16 protein-coding genes and 1 pseudogene are annotated in these 17513 nt (G+C 70.0%); 10 read left to right on the top strand and 7 right to left on the bottom strand.

Annotated features, from left to right (window positions below):
* From IBL25_RS02165 to upp, 3 genes and pseudogenes are all read right to left on the bottom strand, one after another.
* Positions 1–267, bottom strand: a pseudogene (locus IBL25_RS02165) (hypothetical protein); the annotation flags it as partial.
* Positions 268–277: 10 nt separating this feature from the next.
* Positions 278–907 carry a sigma-70 family RNA polymerase sigma factor gene (locus tag IBL25_RS02170; RefSeq protein WP_187776920.1) on the bottom strand — a complete coding sequence of 210 codons (630 nt, stop codon included), beginning with the start codon at positions 905–907 and terminating at the stop codon, positions 278–280.
* Between the two features lie 81 nt (positions 908–988).
* A complete protein-coding gene (upp, locus tag IBL25_RS02175; protein ID WP_187776921.1) occupies positions 989–1642 on the bottom strand; it encodes a uracil phosphoribosyltransferase in 654 nt (217 codons plus the stop codon).
* A gap of 280 nt (positions 1643–1922) precedes the next feature.
* Between upp and IBL25_RS02180 the strand changes: the two genes are divergently transcribed.
* Together IBL25_RS02180 and IBL25_RS02185 are read left to right on the top strand one after the other, a co-directional pair.
* A complete protein-coding gene (locus IBL25_RS02180) occupies positions 1923–2837 on the top strand; it encodes a Bug family tripartite tricarboxylate transporter substrate binding protein (RefSeq protein WP_367615530.1) in 915 nt (304 codons plus the stop codon).
* A gap of 19 nt (positions 2838–2856) precedes the next feature.
* A complete protein-coding gene (locus IBL25_RS02185) occupies positions 2857–3324 on the top strand; it encodes a YybH family protein (protein ID WP_187776923.1) in 468 nt (155 codons plus the stop codon).
* Between the two features lie 3 nt (positions 3325–3327).
* On the opposite strand, the gene IBL25_RS02190 is transcribed toward IBL25_RS02185, so the two are convergent.
* From IBL25_RS02190 to IBL25_RS02200, 3 genes are all read right to left on the bottom strand, one after another.
* Positions 3328–4281, bottom strand: a complete 954-nt coding sequence (locus tag IBL25_RS02190) for an alpha/beta hydrolase (protein WP_187776924.1) — start codon at positions 4279–4281, stop codon at positions 3328–3330.
* A 66-nt stretch (positions 4282–4347) separates the two neighbouring features.
* The gene (locus IBL25_RS02195) at positions 4348–5067 is read right to left on the bottom strand and encodes a tellurite resistance TerB family protein (protein ID WP_187776925.1); all 720 of its coding nucleotides are present in this window, start codon (positions 5065–5067) and stop codon (positions 4348–4350) included.
* A gap of 20 nt (positions 5068–5087) precedes the next feature.
* Positions 5088–5546 carry a MerR family transcriptional regulator gene (locus IBL25_RS02200; protein ID WP_202986646.1) on the bottom strand — a complete coding sequence of 153 codons (459 nt, stop codon included), beginning with the start codon at positions 5544–5546 and terminating at the stop codon, positions 5088–5090.
* A 156-nt stretch (positions 5547–5702) separates the two neighbouring features.
* Between IBL25_RS02200 and IBL25_RS02205 the strand changes: the two genes are divergently transcribed.
* The 4 genes from IBL25_RS02205 to IBL25_RS02220 all read left to right on the top strand — a co-directional run bounded on the left by IBL25_RS02205 (position 5703) and on the right by IBL25_RS02220 (position 13146).
* A complete protein-coding gene (locus IBL25_RS02205) occupies positions 5703–7958 on the top strand; it encodes a heavy metal translocating P-type ATPase (RefSeq protein ID WP_238940159.1) in 2256 nt (751 codons plus the stop codon).
* A 112-nt stretch (positions 7959–8070) separates the two neighbouring features.
* Complete coding sequence (locus IBL25_RS02210; protein ID WP_187776927.1) at positions 8071–10257, top strand: TonB-dependent siderophore receptor; 2187 nt, start codon at positions 8071–8073, stop codon at positions 10255–10257.
* Positions 10258–10352: 95 nt separating this feature from the next.
* Positions 10353–12542 carry an amylo-alpha-1,6-glucosidase gene (locus IBL25_RS02215; protein ID WP_367615531.1) on the top strand — a complete coding sequence of 730 codons (2190 nt, stop codon included), beginning with the start codon at positions 10353–10355 and terminating at the stop codon, positions 12540–12542.
* 109 nt (positions 12543–12651) lie between these two features.
* The gene (locus tag IBL25_RS02220; protein ID WP_187776929.1) at positions 12652–13146 is read left to right on the top strand and encodes a cupin domain-containing protein; all 495 of its coding nucleotides are present in this window, start codon (positions 12652–12654) and stop codon (positions 13144–13146) included.
* A gap of 62 nt (positions 13147–13208) precedes the next feature.
* Here IBL25_RS02220 and IBL25_RS02225 read toward each other — a convergent pair whose 3' ends face one another.
* Positions 13209–13424 carry a hypothetical protein gene (locus IBL25_RS02225; RefSeq protein ID WP_187776930.1) on the bottom strand — a complete coding sequence of 72 codons (216 nt, stop codon included), beginning with the start codon at positions 13422–13424 and terminating at the stop codon, positions 13209–13211.
* Positions 13425–13818: 394 nt separating this feature from the next.
* Here IBL25_RS02225 and IBL25_RS02230 point away from each other — a divergent pair, with 394 nt between their 5' ends.
* Genes IBL25_RS02230 through IBL25_RS02245 form a run of 4 tightly spaced genes read left to right on the top strand, consistent with a single transcriptional unit; the run spans position 13819 to position 17504 of the window.
* Positions 13819–14841: a sulfate ABC transporter substrate-binding protein gene (locus IBL25_RS02230; protein WP_187776931.1), complete on the top strand. Its 1023-nt coding sequence runs from the start codon at positions 13819–13821 to the stop codon at positions 14839–14841.
* Complete coding sequence (gene cysT, locus IBL25_RS02235) at positions 14801–15643, top strand: sulfate ABC transporter permease subunit CysT (protein WP_187776932.1); 843 nt, start codon at positions 14801–14803, stop codon at positions 15641–15643. The genes IBL25_RS02230 and cysT overlap by 41 nt, the downstream gene beginning before the upstream one ends.
* Complete coding sequence (gene cysW / locus IBL25_RS02240) at positions 15640–16461, top strand: sulfate ABC transporter permease subunit CysW (RefSeq protein ID WP_187776933.1); 822 nt, start codon at positions 15640–15642, stop codon at positions 16459–16461. Before cysT ends, cysW begins: the two co-directional genes overlap by 4 nt.
* The gene (locus IBL25_RS02245) at positions 16458–17504 is read left to right on the top strand and encodes a sulfate/molybdate ABC transporter ATP-binding protein (RefSeq protein WP_187776934.1); all 1047 of its coding nucleotides are present in this window, start codon (positions 16458–16460) and stop codon (positions 17502–17504) included. Before cysW ends, IBL25_RS02245 begins: the two co-directional genes overlap by 4 nt.
* Positions 17505–17513 lie beyond the last annotated feature (9 nt).

The following is a 17513-nucleotide window of genomic DNA, read 5'->3' on the forward strand; positions in this document are numbered from 1 at the left end:
CCAGGCCAGGGCGCCCGGGCGCTCCGGCAGCGGCATGCGGGCCACCCGCGTGGCCACATGCGCCCGCATCCGGGCCAGGGTGGCGGCATCGGGCATGGCGCGGCTGCCCCGCAGGGCATCCTCCAGCGTGGCGGTGCGGTGCAGCAGCGCCTGCGCCTCGGGCGATGCCATCAGCAGGGCACGCGCGGCCTCTGCCTCGGCGGGCGGCCAGCGGCCGAGATCGGCGCCATGGGTGTCCAGCAGGTGCTCGAAACGGGCGATGCGCATCGGGGCCTCCTCAGCCGCCACCCAGCCGTGCCGCCAGAAAGTGCCGCGCGCGCCGCAGCAGCCCTTCCAGCGCACGGGTGGAGACGGACAGCGCCGCCGCCGCCTCGGCGCCCGGCATCTCCGCGTCGTAGAACAGGGCCAGGGCGGCCCGCTGCCGCGCTGGCATCTCGTCCAGCGCCCCGGCCAGCATGGCGCGCTGCTGGCGGGTGGCGGCGCGCTGCTCGGGGTCTGCCTCGGGGGCCGGGGTATCCTCGGAAGGCGCGGGGGCCACACGGCCGGCGGCGCGGGCATGGTCGATGGCCAGATTGGTGGCGATGCGGTGCAGCCAGGTGGAGAAGCGCGCCTTTGAGGGGTCGAAGCGCCCGGCGGCCTGCCAGGCGCGCAGCATGGCCTCCTGCGCCACGTCCTCGGCGGCGGCGGCATCCCCGGTGACGCGATGGGCCAGCCGGTAGAGCCGGGGCAGGTGGCGCAGCGAGAGCTGGTCGAAAGCCAGCCGGTCGCCGGCCGCCGCCCAGGCGATCAGCGTCTCGTCACTCGCCGCGTTGCGGTCACGTTGCAGGATGGCGGATGTCTCGGCGCGAGGCGCGATGGCGGGCTCGATCCGGCCAGGGGCCGCGTCCAGGAGGAGGGAAAGAAACATGGGCTGCCGTTGTTCTCCCCGGTGATACGGCGAGCCAACGCGCAACCCATGCCATCAAACGCAGAATTTTTGTGTCGGTTGTTACTTGGTGCCGTAGAGGCGGTCGCCTGCGTCGCCCAGGCCGGGGCGGATATAGGCATGGCTGTCCAGCTCCCGGTCGATGGAGCAGGTGAAGACCGGCACGTCCGGATGCGCCTCGGTCAGGACCTTCATGCCTTCCGGCGCGGCCAGCAGGCAGGCGAAGCGCAGCTGTGTGGCCCCGGCCTGCTTCAACCGCGTCAGCGCCGCGGCGGCGGAATGGCCGGTGGCCAGCATGGGGTCCACCACGATCACCAGCCGCTCGCCCACATCCTCGGGCAGCTTCAGGTAGTATTCCACCGGCTCCAGCGTCTTGGGGTCGCGGTAGAGGCCGATGTGGCCGACGCGGGCGGAGGGGACGAGGTCCAGCATGCCTTCCGCGATGCCGTCGCCGGCGCGCAGGATGGAGACGATGCAGAGCTTCTTGCCGGCCAGAATGGGCGCCTGCATGGTTTCCATCGGCGTCTGGATCTCGCGCATCTCCAGCGGCAGGTCGCGGGTCAGCTCATAGGCCATCAGCAGGCTGATCTCGCGCGCCAGCTGGCGGAACTTGCCGGTGGAACTCTCCTTGTGCCGCATCAAGGTCAGCTTGTGCTGCACCAGCGGGTGGCCGATGACCGTCACTTGCTTCGGCATCTGGGCGGGCGTCTCGGCCATGGAAGGGGTTCTCCTGTCAGGGGGGCGGCTTCGGGGGCTGCTCTTCCGTCACGGCGGCTGCCATGTCCAGACCCATGTTAGTTTGAAAGTTTCATGCGAAACGTTCCGTGGAATTTTCCATAGAACGAATCGTGTTGCGCATTTGGCAGAGTCTCGGCAACGATGCGGCTCTCCGCCGCGCCCATGGCGCAACCAGCCCGGGAGCCGGACCATGAAGCGTCGTGACATCTTGTGGAGGGGCGGCCTTGCTGCTGGCTTACCGGCCCTGGCGGCTCCCGTCGTGTGGGCGCAGGGCGGCGCCTGGCCCAACCGCCCCATCCGCATGATTGTGCCCTACACCCCCGGCGCCGCCACCGATGCCATGGCCCGGCTGGCCGCGCTGAAGCTGCAGGAGCGGCTGGGCGTGACCGTGGTGGTGGAGAACCGCCCAGGCGGCAGCGGCACGCTGGGCGGCCAGCTTCTGCTGCAGGCGCCGGCGGACGGCTATACCATCATGGGCTCCGCCTCCATCCACCCCATGGCGCGCCACGTCATGAAGGATGTGCCCTATGACCCGGTGCGGGACTTCCTGCCGCTGGCGCGCAGCGCGCGGGGCCCCTGCGTGCTGGTGATGGACCCGCGCCGGCCCGAAACCACCCTGGCCGAGGTCATCGCCGCCGCCAGGGCGCAGCCGGGGAAGTGGTCCTTCGCCACCTCCTCCCTCGGCGCCGCCGGGCATCTCGCGAGCATCGAGTTCAACCGCGCCGCCGGCACCGCGATCGAGATCGTGCCTTATCGCGGCTCCGCCCCCGCACTGACGGATGTGGCGGCGGGCAATGCGCAACTGATGTTCGACCCCGTGCTGGCGACGCTGCCGATGATCCGGGGCGGGCAGTTGCGCGGCCTCGGCATCGCCACGCCCGCGCGCACGCCGCTGGCGCCGGAACTGCCGACATTGGCGGAATCCGGCCTGCCGGGCTTCGAATTCCACTCCTGGTACGGCGTCTGGGGGCCTCGCAACCTGCCGCCGGAGATTGCGGCGCGCATCAACACGGCGATCGTCGAGGGGCTGCACGAGCCGGAGATGGTGCGGCGGCTGGCGGGGCAGGGCTTCGAGCCGGTACGCGAAACCATTCCCGAAATCGAGGCCGCCATCGCGCGGGATGTCCAGCACAGCGCCGAATTGCTGCGCATCGCGAAGTTCGAGCCACAATAACCATGTTCAGGAAGACCGCATGACCATTCAGGCCGCCGCCCCCGTCGATCCGCAGGACCACGCGCTGGTGCGCGACTGGTTCCGCCAACTGTCGGACCATGTCCAGGCCGTGGATTTCGCGGCGGCGCGGCATCTCTTCGCCGATGACTTCATCGCCTTCGGCACCTACAGCAACTTCGTGCCGGGCCGGGAGAATGCCGAGGCCAACCAGTGGCGCAAGGTCTGGCCGACCATCGACGGCTTTACCTGGCGGCTGGACGACGTGCAGGCGCTGGTCTCGCCGGACCGGCTCTTCGCCGTCGGCATGGCAGTGTGGGATTCCACCGGCTACCTGCCGGATGGCAAGCCTTTCGACCGCAAGGGCCGCGCCACCTGTTCCTTCGCGCGGGAAAAGGTGGGCGAGCCCTGGATCGCGACCCATACGCATATGTCGCTGTTCCGGGGCACGCCCGATGTCTCGCACGGCAACAAGCCGTCGCGGAGCTAGCCCTTACTTCAGGTGGCGGTTGATGGCCGCCACCACATCGGCCTGCGCCTGCCGCGCCTTGGTCAGCAGGCCGGTCTGGCCCAGGAAGCCGTGCGGCACGCCGGAATAGACCTTCAGGTCATGCGGGATGCCGGCTTCCGTCAGGCGCTGGTCCAGCTTCAGCGTATCGTCCAGCAACGGGTCCAGCCCGGCGGCGATCAGCAGCAGCGGCGGCAGGCCCTCGACCGGCGCGTTCTGCGGCGCGGCCCCGGCATCGTCGCGCGGCGTGCCGGCGAGGTAGTGTTTCCAGAACCATTCCAGCCGGGCGGTGGAAAGCCCGAAGCGCCCGTCGCCCAGCTCGTGATGCGAGGGCGTGTCATGGTCGGTGGAGAGCATGCCGTAGATGATGACGCCGAGGCGCGGCTGCCATTCGCCCCCATCGCGCAGCCGCAGCAGCGCCGCCAGCGCGCCATTGCCGCCGGCGGACTCGCCGCCGATGCCGATCCGCTCCGGGTCGATGCCCAGGTTCGCGGCTTCCGACCACAGCCAGCGCAGCACGGCGACGATCTGCTCCACCGCCGTCGGGTAGGGATGCTCCGGCGCCAGGGCATATTCCAGCCCGACCACAACCACGCCGGCCTGCTCGGCCACCTCGCGCTTCCAGCGGTCCAGCGTGTCGATATTGCCGAGCGCGAAGCCGCCGCCATGCACATGCAGATAGGCCGGCAGCACGCCATCCTTGCCCTTAGGGCGGTAGATCCGCACCGGGGTCGGCGGCGTGGTGGGCAGGGTGTGGTTGGAAATCTCCGCCTCCGGCCCGCCCTCGTTGAGAAAGGCCTGGTAGCGGTAGGTGGTGGCGCGGGCCTCAGCGATGGGCTGGGTGAGGATGTCGCCATTGGCCAGCCCGCGCTGCCGGAAGATCTCCTGCGCCGCGAGAACCTCGGGGTCAGGCTGGGGGGCAGGGGGCAGGTCGGTCATCGCGGCTCGCGCTCCGGAAGCTGGAGGGCGCAGCTTGGCAGAGCTTTCCCGGCCGCACCAGACGGCTCAGCCGCCGGTGGCGAGCGCCGCCTCGGCGGAAAGGCGTTCGGGCAGGCCCGGCGGCAGCTTCAGCCGGTGCGCCAGGGCGTCCAGATAGGCGCGCTCGGCCGGCTGGTCCGGGTCGATGGCCAGGCGGCTGGCCAGGTAGAGTTCCGCCGCCTGCTCCGGCGTGCGGGCGCTGGCAGCGATGGCATCGAGGTCGGTGGGGCGGGAGAGGGCGTCGAAGACCAATGCCTTGGCCTCGGCATCCAGCCCGGCCTGTTCCACCTGGGCGAAGATCGCCTGCTGTTCGGCGGCATCGATATGGCCATCGGCCTTGGCGGCGCCGATCATGGCGCGCACCAGCGCCAGGGCGAAGGGGTGGCCGTCGGCGGCGGGGCTCTCGGGCAGGAAGCTGTCATCGGCCGGCGGGGCGCCGCGTGCCTGCTCCTGCTGCCAGTTCTGGTAGGCGCGGTAGGCCAGGGCGCCCAGCGCCGCGGCGCCGCCATGGCTCAGCACGCCGCCAACGCCCTTGCTCTTCTTCTTGCCGCCCAGCAGTAGCCCGATCAGCCCGCCGGCACCGGCGCCGCCGAGGAAGCCGGCGGGAATGCCGCCCTGCAGGCCTGTTCCGGCGCCTGTCGGCGAGCCACGCCCGCCGGCCGCCTGCTTCAGCAGGCCACCAAGCTGGTTGGCTCCCTTGCCGCCGGGGCCGAGGAAACGGTCAAGGAGGGATTTGGCGTCTATCATGCCATTCAGATCGGGTAAGATTACGGAAAATCAATATCCGCTGCGACGCGGCCGTGGTTGGGGTCGAGGCAATGGGCGTGGCTGGTATCGGCCAGCACCTCGATGACGCGGCACTGCCCCACCGTATCCCCATGCGTCTCCAGCATCCGCTCCAGCTCGGCCTGCAAGGATTGCAGCCGGGTGATGCGGCTGCTGACGGCGGCAAGCTGTTGCCGTGCGATGGCATCGGCATCCGCGCATGGAGTGTCAGGGCCGGCCTCGGCCAGCCGCAGCAGGTCGCGGATGGCCTCCATGGAAAAGCCCATGTCCCGCGCATGGCGGATGAAGGCCAGGCGGCGCCGGTGCGGCTCGGCATACAGGCGCTGGTTGCCGGCAGTGCGGGGCGGCGCCGGCAGCAGGCCGACCGTCTCGTAGTAGCGGATGGTGCGGACATTGGTGCCGGTGAGGCGCGCGAGGTCACCAATGGAGAAAGTGGTCATGCCTGGAACCTGCTTCATGCGCCCATAAAGATAGTCCGCGGCCCGGGCTTTTTCATGCCTGGTCAGGGCCAGCCAGAATTCCTGATGCTTGCCCCTTGAACCTCCAGTGACTGGAGGTCGCATAACAAGGACAGCCGAACAGAACGGAGGCCGCCGATGGCACGGAAGACGGAGGCAGAGACACTCGCTTGGCGCGTGGAGGGCATGGACTGCGGTGCCTGCGTCGCCAAGGTGGAGAAGGCGGTCAGCCGGCTGCCAGGCATCACCGACATCCGCGTCAACCTGATGGCCGAGCGGCTGAGCCTGCGGCGTGCGGAAGATGGCGCCACCGCCGAAGCCATCGAGCGGCAGGTTACCGCCCTTGGCTACCGCGCCCGCCCTGTCGCTCCGGCGGAGGGGCCGCCTCCGGCCCATGACCATGAAGGCTCTGGCTGCGGGCTCGCCCATCACGATCACGACCACGACCATGACCATGGGCACAGCCATGCCCATGGCCACGGCGGCATCGCGCATGCGCATGGAGAGGAAGAGGAACTGCCCCCCGGCACTCCCTGGTGGCGCGGCGCCAAGGCGCGTCTGGTCTTCCTGATCGGCGGGCTGGTCGCCGCGGCCTGGGTGCTGGCGCATCTGCTGCCCGCCCTGGCCGGCTGGTTCTGGCTGGCGGCGACGCTGGCGGGGCTGCTGCCCTTCGGGCGCCGGGCGCTGCTGCTGGCCCGCGCCGGCAGTCCTTTTTCCATCGAGACGCTGATGTCCGTCGCCGCGCTCGGCGCCATCGTCATCGGCGCCACGGAGGAAGCGGCGCTGGTGGTCTTCCTCTTCGCGCTGGGCGAGCTGCTGGAGAATGTGGCGGCTGGCCGCGCCCGCGCCGGCATCCGGGCCCTGGCCGCGCTGATGCCCAGCACCGCGCGGCGGGAAACCGCATCGGGGGAGTTGGAGGAAGTGCCTGTCGCCGCGCTGCGCCCGGGTGACATCCTGCGCCTGCGCCCCGGCGACCGCGTGCCCAGCGACGGCGAGATCCTGGAAGGCCGCTCCGCCATGGACGAGAGCCCTGTCACCGGCGAAAGCGTGCCGGTGCCGCGTGGCCCGGGCGAGCCCGTGGTGGCGGCCTCCATCAGCACCGATGGCGCGCTGCGCCTGCGCGTCACGCGCGGGGCGGCGGATACCACCCTGGCCCGCATCGTGCGGCTGGTGGAGGAGGCCACCGCCTCCCGCGCCCCCACCCAGCGCTTCATTGAGCGGTTCAGCGCCTGGTGGACCCCCGGCGCCATGGCCGCCGCCGCCTTGACCATGCTGCTGCCGCCGCTGCTCTTCGGCGGGGAATGGGGCACCTGGTTCTATCGCGGCCTGGCGCTGCTGCTGGTGGCCTGCCCCTGCGCGCTGGTCATCTCGGTGCCGGCGGCCATGGCCTCGGGGCTCTCGGCCGGGGCGCGGCGCGGGCTGCTGGTGAAAGGCGGCGCGGCGCTGGAAGCCATCGGCGATGCCAGGGCCATCGCCTTCGACAAGACCGGCACGCTGACCGAGGGGCAGCCGCGCGTCACCGACCTCATCCCCCTGGGCGATGCCGACGCCGCGGAGGCCCTGCGGCTGGCGGCGGCGGCGGAGCAGGATTCCGCCCATCCCCTGGCCCGTGCCATCCTGGCCGAGGCCGAGGCGCGCGGGCTTTCCCTGCCGTCGGCGATGGAGGCCGGTGCCGTGGCCGGCCTCGCCGCGCAGGCCGTGGTGGAAGGCCGGCGCGTTTCCGTTGGCAGCCCGCGCCATGCCGCCGAGGCCGGCGCCGCCCTGGACGATCCTCGCATCGGCGCGATGGAGGCCGAGGGCAAGACCGTGGTGGCCGTGCTGGCCGATGGCGCGCCGCTGGCCCTGATCGCTATGCGGGACGAGCCGCGCGAGGATGCCGCCGCCGGCATCGCCGCGCTGCGGCGCCTGGGCCTACGCCCGGTGATGCTGACCGGCGACAACCCCCGCACCGGCGCCGCCATCGCGAGCGCACTGGGCATGGAGGTGGAAGCCGGGCTGCTGCCGGCCGACAAGCTGCGGCATATCGGCACGCTGAAGCAGGCGGGGCCGGTGGCCATGGTGGGCGATGGCATCAACGATGCCCCGGCGCTGGCGGCGGCCTCCGTCGGCATCGCCATGGGCGGCGGCACGGATGTGGCGCTGGAAGCCGCCGATGCCGCCCTGCTGCGCGGCAAGGTGGTGGGGGTGGCGGAGCTGGTGCAGCTCTCCCGCACCACGCTGGCCAATGTGAAGCAGAATGTGGCCGTGGCTGTGGGGCTGAAGCTGGTGCTGCTGGTCACCACGCTGCTGGGCATCACGGGGCTCTGGCCTGCCATCATGGCCGATACCGGTGCCACGGTGCTGGTGACGCTCAACGCGCTGCGCCTGCTGGCATGGCGGCCACGCCTGGGGTGAAAGGCGCGGCAGGGCCCACGCCATCCCTTGCATTTGCGAGGCATTCTCATTAAGGGGGCGGAAAGGCTTCGGGCTCGTCCGTGCGGTCCCGGCCCATTCCGGAGATCGCCGCATGCCGCCCGTTTCCTTCGGCCCCCGCGCCGGCCGCCTGCTGTGGCTGCTGGGCGCCACGGCCCTGTCGCCCGCCGCCGCCTGGGCCCAGGCCGCCGATGCGCCCGCCGGCACGCTGGTGCTGCCCATGGTGGATGTCACCGGCCGCGCCGAAAGCGCGCTGGACCCGGTGCGCGGCTTCGTGGCCGAGCAGGAGATCACCGGCACCAAGACCGACACGCCGCTGATCGAAAGCCCGCAGAGCATCTCCGTGGTGCCGCGCGACCAGATCGACGCGCGCCAGGCGCAGACGCTGGGCGAGGCGCTGCGCTACACCGCCGGCGTGCGGGGCGAGAACTACGGCACCGACAGCCGCACCGACTGGTTCCAGATCCGCGGCTTCAATGCCCAGGACAACGGCATCTTCCTCAACGGCCTGCGCTACAACACCGGCTATGCCGGCAGCATGTTCGAGACCTATGGCCTGGAGCGCTACGAGGTGCTGCGTGGCCCGACCTCGGTGCTCTATGGCCAGATCGCGCCGGGCGGCCTGGTCAACATGGTGCAGCGCCGGCCGACCGAGCAGCAGATGGGCGAGGTGCGCCTGACCGCCGGCAGCTATGGCCGCTTGCAGGGCCAGGGCTATTCCAGCGGCCCGCTGACCAGCGACGGCACCTGGACCTACGGCTTCACCGGCCTGGTGCGGGATGCTGATACCCCCGTGGATGAGGTCAAGGACAACCGTATCTTCCTGGCGCCGACGCTGACCTGGCGCCCCACTGCCGATACCTCGCTGACCCTGCTGGGCTACTACCAGCGGGACCGCACCTCGGGGAACCAGTTCCTGCCCTATGAGGCGACGGTGGAGCGCACGCCCTTCGGCCGCGTCAGCCGCAGCCGCTTCACCGGCGAGGAGGATTTCGACCGCTTCAACCGCACGCAATACGGCGTCGGCTACGAGCTGTCCCACCGCTTCGACAATGTCTGGTCCTTCCAGCAGAACCTCCGCTACGGCCACACCGGCATCAACTGGGACCAGGTCTATGGCGGCGGCTTGCGGGCCGACCAGCGCACGCTGGACCGCTTCGCCTATCGCGCGAACATCGACGTCAACACCTTCCAGGTGGATAACCAGGTGAAGGCGCAATTCACCACAGGCCCGGTGAGCCACACCGTGCTGGGCGGCTTCGACTACAGCCAGGTGTTCTACCGCAACGCGCAGCAATTCGCCTTCGCCAGCGGCCTAGACCTGTTCGCCCCGGTTTATGGGACCCCGGTGCCGGTGCTGCCAGCGCCCTATGATAACGTGCGGCAGGTCAATACGCAGTACGGCCTCTACCTGCAGGACCAGGCGCGCGTCGGCAACCTGATCCTGCTGGGCGGCATCCGGCAGGACTGGGCCTATTCGGATATCGACGACCGCGACGCCGGCGGGGTGCACAGCTACCAGAACGACAAGGCCTTCACCTGGCGGGTCGGTGCGCTGTACCTCGCCGATAATGGCCTCGCGCCCTATGTCAGCTATGCCCGCTCCTTCCAGCCGCAGATCGGCACAGACAGCACCACGGGCATCGCTCGGGGCTGGAGCCCCTTGAAGGGCGAGCAGTATGAGGTCGGCATCAAGTTCCAGCCGGACGGCCTGCGCTCCTTCATCCAGGTGGCGGCCTTCCACCTGACGCAGCAGAACACGCTGACGCCGGACCCCGATAACGTGACCCAGCAGATCGCTGTGGGCGAGATACGGGTGCGCGGCGTGGAGGTGGAAGCCACCGCCGAACTGGGCAACGGCGTCAGCCTCACCGGCTCCTATACCTATCTCGACCCCGAGATCACCGAGAGCAACACCGCCGCCGAGATCGGCCACCGCCCTGCCGGCGTGGCCAAGAACAATGCCGGGCTTTACGCCGAATACAGCCTCGCGCGCCTCGCCGGGCCCATCGGTGGCCTGACGGTGGGGGCGGGCGTGCGCTACCTGGGCAATACCTCGGCGGTGAATACCGGCGGCGCGGTGGTGCCTTCCACCACCCTCTTCGACGCCGGCATCCGCTATGACCTGTCCCGCCTCAGCGATAGCATGAGGGGGCTGATGCTGAACGTCACCGCCAGCAACCTGGCGGATACCCGCTACGTGTCCCGCTGCTCCGGCACCACGGGTTGCTTCTATGGCAACCGGCTAAACGTCCTGGGCAGCGTCAGCTACACCTGGTGAAAATAAATCAGCCCCCAGCGTAAAGGCGCTGGGGGGCTGGACATCCCGCCGCCGGGCTCGACATGCTGTTGTAGCGACGGGAGTCTGTTTTGATCGTGCAGCCCAAACCCCTGGTGAAAACGGAGCCCGCTCCTGCGGCCCAGATCTCGTTGCAGGAGCGCAGGCCACGCACGCTGAAACATGGCGACAGCTTCGCCCTGTTCGACCGCGCTGGCGACCTCGATGGCCTGCCGGGCAGCCCGGAAGGGCTCTTCCACCTCGATACCCGCTACCTCTCCCAACTGGGGCTGCGGGTGAACGGGCAGGCGCCGGTGCTGCTGGGCTCGGCCGTCAGTGCCGACAACATCACCCTGACCTGCGACCTGACCAACCCGGAGATGCCGGGCGATGCGGGCGGGCCGATGCCCCGTGGCCGGCTGCACCTGCGCCGCACCAAATTCGTCTGGAACGGCGCCTGCCATGAGCGCGTCGCGCTGCGGAACTATGGCCACCATAAGCGGCAGGTGCGGCTGGATTTCACCTTCGGCGCCGATTTCGCCGACCTGTTCGAGGTGCGTGGCCGCAACCGCCCGGCCCGTGGCCGTTCGCACCAGCCGGTGGTGGGCGAATCGCAGGTCACCCTCTGCTATACCGGGCTCGATTCCGTCACCCGCAGCACCACGCTCACCTTCGCGCCGGCCCCCGCCTTGATCGGGCCCGACAGCGCCAGCTTCCTGGTGGAACTGGAGGCCGGGCAGCGCTGCGTTTTGTTTCTGTCCGTGGCGGTGCGGGAAGCCACAGCGGATGCCCCGGCCGATTGCTCGTCCATGACGGCGGACCGCGCCTTCCATGCGGCGCTGCGCACCTCCCGCAGGGCGTCGCGGCAGGTGGCGGCGCGGGCGGCGCGGGTGGAAAGCTCGCACGAGATCTTCAACGAGGTGCTGCGCCGGGCCGCCGCCGATCTCGACATGCTGCTGACGGACAAGCCCGGCGGCCCTTACCCTTATGCCGGCATCCCCTGGTTCAGCACCCCCTTTGGCCGGGATGCGCTGATCACCGCCTGGCAGGCGCTGTGGTTCGACCCCGCCATCGCGCGTGGCGTGCTGCATTTCCTGGCCACCACCCAGGCGCGGGAGGAAGACCCCGCCAATGACGCCGAGCCCGGCAAGATCCTGCATGAGATGCGGGCGGGCGAGATGGCGCGGCTGCGGGAGGTTCCCTATGGCCGTTACTATGGCAGCGTCGATTCCACGCCGCTCTTCGTGATGCTGGCCGGCGCCTACCTGGACCGCAGCGGCGACCTGGAGACGCTGCGGAATCTCTGGCCGCATATCGAGGCCGCGCTGGGCTGGATCGATGCCTCCGGCGACCTGGATGGCGATGGCTTCGTGGAGTACCAGTGCCGCACCCCGCAGGGGCTGGTGAACCAGGGCTGGAAGGACAGCGGGGACAGCATCTCCCATGCCGATGGCACCCTGGCGGAGGGGGCCATCGCGCTGGTGGAGATGCAGGCCTATGTCTATGGCGCCTGGCAGGCCGCGGCACGGATCGGCCGCGCCTTGGGCCATGCGGAGCGTGCCGACGCCCTGGAGGTCCGCGCCGCCCGCCTGCGCGAGGATTTCGATGCCGCCTTCTGGGATGAGCAGCTCGGCACCTATGTCCTGGCGCTGGATGGCGCCAAGCGGCCCTGCCGGGTGCGGTCCTCCAATGCCGGCCACGCGCTCTTCGCCGGCATCGCGAAGCCGGAGCGTGCGGCGCGGCTGGTCGCGACGCTGATGGATCCCGCGAGCTTCTCCGGCTGGGGCATCCGCACCCTGGCGGTGGGGGAGGTGCGCTACAACCCCATGAGCTATCACAACGGCTCCGTTTGGCCGCACGACAATGCCCTGATCGCGGCAGGCTTTTCCCGCTACGGCTACCGGGCCGAGGCCGCGCGGGTGCTGGAGGGCATGTTCACCGCCGCCGAGCATCTGGAGCTGCGGCGGCTGCCGGAGCTCTTCTGCGGCTTCCCTCGCCGAGATGGCGACGGGCCGACGCCCTATCCGGTGGCCTGCGCGCCGCAGGCCTGGGCGGCGGTGACGCCGCTTTCGCTGGTCGCTTCCTGCCTCGGCATGAGCTTCGCGCCGGATATCGGTTGCATCAGCTTCCAGCGTCCCGCCCTGCCGCCCTTCCTGCGCACAGTGACGCTGCGGAACCTGCGGCTGAGGGAAGCGAGCATGGATATCGGCTTCCTCCAGGTGGAGGATGAGGTCGGCATGGCTGTGCTGGCACGGGAAGGCGATATCCGCGCCACCATGACAAGCTAATTGGCCGCGATGAATTGGGGTTTTTGCAGAATAGACCTAAACGGAGTAGTGATTTATCATCCTGCCGAAGCCCTGCCGCAAGGCGGGCTAGGAAGAAGGACAGCGCCAGATGCCACATGACGGGCACGACCATTCCTCGCTGCAAGGGCCGCCGGATGGCTGGAAGAATTCCGGCGTCCGCGTGATCCCAGGCGACAAGCTGGACGAGAACACAGCCCAGACCCCGGGCATGCACCGCGCCGCCGCCATCAACCTGGCGCGTGTCGGGGCGCAGAAGATCTGGGCCGGCACGGTGCACATCCATGCCAATGCCAAGACCGGCGCGCATCACCACGGGCCGCTGGAAAGCGTCATCTATGTGGTGAAGGGCCGCGCCCGTATGCGCTGGGGCGAGAAGCTGGAATTCGTGGCCGAGGCCGGACCGGGCGACTTCATCTACGTGCCGCCCTATGTACCGCACCAGGAGATCAATGCCTCCACCGACGAGACGCTGGAATGCGTGCTGGTGCGCAGCGACAACGAGGCCGTGGTGGTGAACCTGGATATCGAGCCGGTGGAGAAGCCGGAAAGCGTGCCCTGGATCGACCCGATCCATAAGGCCTGACATGGAAAGGGCGCCGGCGGCGAGGCCGGCGCCCTGTTCCTTCGTGGCGGGTGGCCGGGCTGTCAGTGCGTGCTGGCGGGGCCCGGCTGCTGCGCCCAGTCCTGCGTGCGGGCGGCGACCAAGCGCGCGACGCGCGCGGCCTCCGCTGGGCTGGGGAAGGTGGCGCCGTCCAGGTCGTCCACCACGGGGTCCACGGCGCGGAAGCGCCAGCCGGTGGCATGAGACACGGCGACGCCGACGAAGCGGCCCGCGACGTCGATGGGGCGAGAAGCGATCATGATGAGGCATCCCTGGCTGGCGCGCATCATGGCGCCAGAACACTCGTAAAAAATTTAAGGTTGTGAGAAGGCTGTGGCGTTCAGCGCCAACAGCGCATTCGCGCCCGGTCGGGCAGCGCCAGGGTCCGGCATACGGAGCGGCGCTTTAGCATTTGGTGACGCGGTGCAAGCTGCATGGGTCAAATCCCGCGGGGCCCGTAGGCCCGATGAGCCGTGATTGGCACCCACTAGTTGGCGCCAAACCTGGATATCATCAAGTGGAATTTTTGTTATCCACTTCACCATTGTGGAATAAGCTCCGCGCGAGGAGGGCGCCGCGACCGACGATTGGTGTTGTCTCGGACCCTCCCGCCGGGAAACACTCGGCGAACCGCATCGGAAGGAGTGTCGAAGCATGACCTCGATACGGACCCCACGCCGGGTGCTGCTCGGCAGCATGGCACTGGCAGGGCTGGTGGCCGGCCATGCGCGGGCACAGGCCCCGACGCAGCTTCTTAACGTGTCCTACGATCCCACGCGGGAATTTTACCGCGCTTATAACGCCGCCTTCGCCGAGCGCTGGAAGGCGCAGAGCGGGCAGGGGGTACAGATCCGCACCTCCCATGGCGGCTCCGGCCGCCAGGCGCGATCCGTGATCGACGGGCTGCCGGCGGATGTGGTGACACTGGCCCTGGCCTACGACGTGGATGCCATCGCCGAGCGCGGGCTGATCAACGCCGACTGGCAGAAGCGGCTGCCCTTCAACAGCGCGCCCTATACCAGCACCATCGTCTTCCTGGTGAAGAAGGGAAACCCCAAGAACATCCGGGACTGGGGCGACCTGGCGCGGGAAGGGGTGGGGGTGATCACGCCCAACCCCAAGACCTCGGGCGGGGCACGCTGGAACCACCTGGCGGCCTGGGCCTGGGCGCTGCGCCGGCCCGGCGGCAGCGAGGCCTCGGCGCAGGAATACCTGGGCAGGCTCTACCGCAACGTGCCAGTGCTGGATACCGGGGCGCGGGGCTCCACCACCACCTTCGCCCGTAACGGCCAGGGCGACGTGCTGCTGGCCTGGGAGAACGAGGCGCACCTGGCCTTCGAGGAATTCGGCCGGGACAAGTTCGAGATCGTCTACCCGCCGCTCTCCATCCTGGCGGAGCCATCGGTGGCCGTGGTGGACAAGGTGGTGGACCGGCGCGGCAGCCGGGCGCTGGCGGAAGCCTATCTCCAGGGGCTCTATACACCGGAGGCGCAGGCCCTGGCCGCCCGGCACTTCTACCGCCCGCGCGACGAGGCAGCCCTGGCCGCCGCCGGGGACCGCTTCCCGCGCCTGGAGCTGGTAACGGTGGATGGCGATTTCGGTGGCTGGGCGGCGGCGCAGAAGCGCCATTTCGACGATGGCGGAACCTTCGACCAGGCCTACCGCCCTGCGCGCTAGGGGAGCCATCCCCGGCTTCGGCACCTCCCTGGGGGTGACCTTGCTATGGCTGGGGCTGATCGTGCTGCTGCCGCTGGCGGCCCTGGCGCTGCGGCCCTGGGAACTGGGGGTGGAGGGGGTTCTGCGTTCCCTCGCTGAGCCGCGCGTGCTGGCGGCGCTGCGCCTGTCCTTCCTCGCCTCGCTGGCGGCGGCGGCGGTGAACCTGCCGGTCGGGCTGCTGCTGGCCTGGGTGCTGGTGCGGGACCGCTTTCCCGGCCGGCGGCTGCTGGATGGCGCCATCGACCTGCCCTTTGCCCTGCCCACCGCCGTGGCGGGGCTGGCGCTGACGGCGCTCTATGCCCCGGAAGGCTGGCTTGGCGCGCCGCTGGGGGTGCTGGGCGTGAAGGTGGCCTATACGCCGCTGGGAGTGGGTGTCGCCATGCTCTTCGTCGGCCTGCCCTTCGTGGTGCGCAGCGTGGAGCCCGTACTGCGCGACCTGCCGCGGGAGGCCGAGGAAGCCGCCGCCACCCTGGGCGCCAGCCGGGTGCAGACCCTGGCGCGCGTGGTGCTGCCCGCCCTGATGCCGGCGCTGCTGGCCGGCTTTGCCATGGCTTTCGCGCGCGGGCTTGGCGAATATGGCAGCGTCATCTTCATCGCCGGCAACATGCCCATGGTGAGCGAGATCGCGCCGCTGCTGATCACCATCCGGCTGGAGCAGTATGATTATGCCGGCGCCGCCGCCGTGGGGCTGGCCATGTTGCTGCTGGCCTTCCTGATCCTGCTGCTGCTGAACTGGCTGCAACGCCGGGGCCGCGCCGCATGAGGAGGGAAAGCCCCTGGCCCCGCCGCATCCTGCTCGGCATCGCGCTGCTGCTGGCGGTGGTGCTGCTGTTCCTGCCGCTGGCCGCCGTCTTCACCGAGGCGTTGCGTCGTGGCCTGGCCCCGGCGCTGGAGGCCATCGCGGAGCCCGACGCGCAGGCCGCCATCCGCCTGACGCTGCTGGTGGCCGCCCTGGCGGTGCCGGTGAATACGCTGGGCGGGCTGGCCGCCGCCTGGTGCATCGCCAAGTTCACCTTTCCCGGACGTGGCCTGCTGCTGGCGCTGATCGAACTGCCTTTCTCCGTCTCCCCGGTGATTTCCGGCCTGGTCTGGGTGCTGCTCTTCGGGGCGCAGGGCTGGTTCGGCCCCTGGCTGCAGGCGCATGACATGCAGATCATCTTCGCGCTGCCGGGGCTGGTGCTGGCCACGATCTTCGTGACCTTCCCCTTCGTTGCCCGCACCCTGGTGCCGCTGATGCAGGAACAGGGCCGCACCGCCGAGGAAGCCGCCGCCACCCTCGGTGCTAGCGGCTTCCAGACTTTCTTCCGCGTGACGCTGCCGGAGATCCGCTGGGCGCTGCTGTCGGGCGTTCTTCTCTGCAACGCGCGGGCGATGGGCGAATTCGGCGCCGTTTCGGTCGTGTCCGGACACATCAGGGGCGAAACGAATACCATGCCGCTGCACGTGGAAATTCTGTACAACGAGTATCAGTTCGTCGCCGCCTTCGCGGTGGCCGCGCTGCTGGCACTGCTGGCGCTGGTGACACTGGCGGCCAAGGCGCTGCTGGAACGGCATGGCGCCACGCGCGTGCATCCCGCATGAGTGTCTCCGTCCAGGGGCTTTCCCGCCGCTTCGAGAATGCCGCCGCGGTGCGAGATGTCGATCTGGAGGTGCGAAGCGGCGAATTCGTCGCGCTGCTCGGCCCTTCCGGTTCCGGCAAGACCACCCTGCTGCGCATCCTGGCAGGGCTGGAGGCCGCCGATGCCGGGCGGGTGCTGATCGAGGGGCAGGACATGGCGGATGTGCCGGTGCGGGCGCGGCGCATCGGCTTCGTGTTCCAGCATTACGCGCTGTTCCGGCACATGAGCGTCTTCGAGAATGTCGCCTTCGGTCTGCGCATCCGCCCTCGCGCCACGCGTCCGGATCGTGCCGAGATCGCGCGGCGCGTGACGGCGCTGCTGGAGCGGGTGCAGATCCCGGAGCTGGCGGCGCGGCGGCCGGACCAGATCTCGGGCGGGCAGCGGCAACGGGCGGCGCTGGCCCGCGCCCTGGCCATCGAGCCGCGCCTGCTGCTGCTGGACGAGCCCTTCGGCGCGCTGGATGCCGAGGTGCGCAAGGGCCTGCGCCGCTGGCTGCGGGACCTGCACCGGGAGATGGGCCTCACCAGCATCTTCGTCACCCATGACCAGGACGAGGCCATGGAACTGGCTGACCGCGTGGCGGTGATGCGCGGCGGCGCCATCGTGCAATACGACACGCCCGAGGAACTGGTCGAACATCCCGCCGACGCCTTTGTGGCCGGATTCCTGGGAGAATCGGTGCGGCTGGAGGCGCAATGGGACGGCACGGCGCTGCGCTTCGACCCCCTGCCGCTGCCGCCCCTGCCGGCCGCTGCCCTGCGGCAGGCGCCGCCGGCACCCGGGCCGGCGCTGGCCTTCATCCGGCCCAGGGACTGGCAGGTGGTGCCGGTGGCGGAGGCCGGCAATGCCACCCTGCGCGCCCGCCGCCCCACCGGCCATGGCGTGCGGCTGGAACTGGAGCTGGGCCCGCTGGTGGTGGAGGCCGAGCTGCCCGGCAGCCCGCTGCGCCCGGGCGATGCCTGCCTGCTGCGCCCAGGTTCCGCCCGCGCCTTTCCGGCCGGCTGAGCACGGCAA

Origin of the sequence: Pseudoroseomonas ludipueritiae (assembly GCF_014490445.1) — a bacterium.
In the GTDB taxonomy this organism is placed as follows: domain Bacteria; phylum Pseudomonadota; class Alphaproteobacteria; order Acetobacterales; family Acetobacteraceae; genus Pseudoroseomonas; species Pseudoroseomonas ludipueritiae.

Coding starts and splice junctions, on each gene's coding strand:
- IBL25_RS02170 (WP_187776920.1), bottom strand. CDS start 907: ATGTTTCTTTCCCTCCTCCTGGACGCGGCCCCTGGCCGGATCGAGCCC.
- upp (WP_187776921.1), bottom strand. CDS start 1,642: ATGGCCGAGACGCCCGCCCAGATGCCGAAGCAAGTGACGGTCATCGGC.
- IBL25_RS02185 (WP_187776923.1), top strand. CDS start 2,857: ATGACCATTCAGGCCGCCGCCCCCGTCGATCCGCAGGACCACGCGCTG.
- IBL25_RS02190 (WP_187776924.1), bottom strand. CDS start 4,281: ATGACCGACCTGCCCCCTGCCCCCCAGCCTGACCCCGAGGTTCTCGCG.
- IBL25_RS02195 (WP_187776925.1), bottom strand. CDS start 5,067: ATGATAGACGCCAAATCCCTCCTTGACCGTTTCCTCGGCCCCGGCGGC.
- IBL25_RS02200 (WP_202986646.1), bottom strand. CDS start 5,546: ATGACCACTTTCTCCATTGGTGACCTCGCGCGCCTCACCGGCACCAAT.
- IBL25_RS02205 (WP_238940159.1), top strand. CDS start 5,703: ATGGCACGGAAGACGGAGGCAGAGACACTCGCTTGGCGCGTGGAGGGC.
- IBL25_RS02210 (WP_187776927.1), top strand. CDS start 8,071: ATGCCGCCCGTTTCCTTCGGCCCCCGCGCCGGCCGCCTGCTGTGGCTG.
- IBL25_RS02220 (WP_187776929.1), top strand. CDS start 12,652: ATGCCACATGACGGGCACGACCATTCCTCGCTGCAAGGGCCGCCGGAT.
- IBL25_RS02225 (WP_187776930.1), bottom strand. CDS start 13,424: ATGATCGCTTCTCGCCCCATCGACGTCGCGGGCCGCTTCGTCGGCGTC.
- IBL25_RS02230 (WP_187776931.1), top strand. CDS start 13,819: ATGACCTCGATACGGACCCCACGCCGGGTGCTGCTCGGCAGCATGGCA.
- cysT (WP_187776932.1), top strand. CDS start 14,801: ATGGCGGAACCTTCGACCAGGCCTACCGCCCTGCGCGCTAGGGGAGCC.
- cysW (WP_187776933.1), top strand. CDS start 15,640: ATGAGGAGGGAAAGCCCCTGGCCCCGCCGCATCCTGCTCGGCATCGCG.
- IBL25_RS02245 (WP_187776934.1), top strand. CDS start 16,458: ATGAGTGTCTCCGTCCAGGGGCTTTCCCGCCGCTTCGAGAATGCCGCC.